Annotated in this window: 1 protein-coding gene; it reads left to right on the forward strand. The window is 42.6% G+C overall.

Annotated elements, in window-relative coordinates; translation table 11 throughout:
* The coding region (locus HUS61_RS21110; RefSeq protein ID WP_175083677.1) for an RNA-guided endonuclease TnpB family protein at nucleotides 1–1,041 on the forward strand (1,041 nt) is incomplete at its 5' end.
* Between the last annotated feature and the right edge of the window lie 36 nt (nucleotides 1,042–1,077).

Here is a 1,077-nt window from a genome sequence, read left to right on the forward strand (position 1 = left end):
AAGCCATTCGAGGAATTTAGCTGGATTAAAGCGTTTGATTCTGCTGCTGCTCAGCAGGTTGCTCGCGACTTGGAAACAGCGATGAAGAATGCATTTTCTAAAGGTCGTTTGCAGCATTTTCCAAAGCACAAAGTTTCCTACAAAAGGAAGCGGCTTCACAATGATAGCTTCCGAGCGGTCAATAATTCCAACTGTATTCGAATTGAAAATGACGCTATAAGCATCCCAAAGGTCGGCAAAGTGCCAATCGTTTTGCATCGTGGACTTGCGAGCAAAATTAAGACCGTAACCATTCAATATCGTCACGGAAAGTGGGGATGCAGCATCACACAGGAGGTGGAGTGTAAAACGGCTAAACAGGTTTTGGAAAAGATCACTGGTTTTGATATCAACTCAAAGCAAACGGTTGTTGGTTCGAACGGATTTGTGGCCGATAATCCGAAGTTTTTAAAACAGTCAAAAGAGAAGCTAAATCAATTGCAACGCCAGCTTGCGCGTCGAACCAAAGGCTCAAATCGTTGGCACAAAACTAAACAACGCATCAATAAACTACACGGTAAAATCTCAAGGCAAAGGCTCGACTTTGCACACAAAATTTCACGACAGATAATCAATGAAACTGATATAGCGTGTTTTGAAGATTTAAACGTAAAAGCGATGCAAAAGTTCAATGGCAGCATGGTTGCCGATAACGTAATGGGGCTGATAACTCAGCTTTCAAAATACAAAGCTGAGTTAGAGGGTAAGTTGTATCACGAAATTGGTCGATTTGAGAAGTCCACTGGGATCTGCTCAGAGTGCGGCCAAAACCATGTTTTAACATTGAACGATAGGTATTTCACTTGTGTAGCTTGCGGAACGTATCAAAACCGTGATCTATCGTCGGCTAAGAGCATAGAAAAGACAGGTGAATTAGATTTAATTGCGGCTGGCATCGTCGCAAGGGTAGCACCCGTATCTCAGGAGAAACAATCCGTTAAAACGAAAGTCTTCGAATTATCGAAGTTGGATTTTGGATCTGAGAAAAAAGAAGCAGCCTAGCCGTTAAGCTAGACTGTAGAAGCCCAGTGATCAGAG

This window comes from Pseudoalteromonas sp. 0802, from assembly GCF_013350085.1.
In the GTDB taxonomy this organism is placed as follows: Bacteria; Pseudomonadota; Gammaproteobacteria; order Enterobacterales; family Alteromonadaceae; genus Pseudoalteromonas.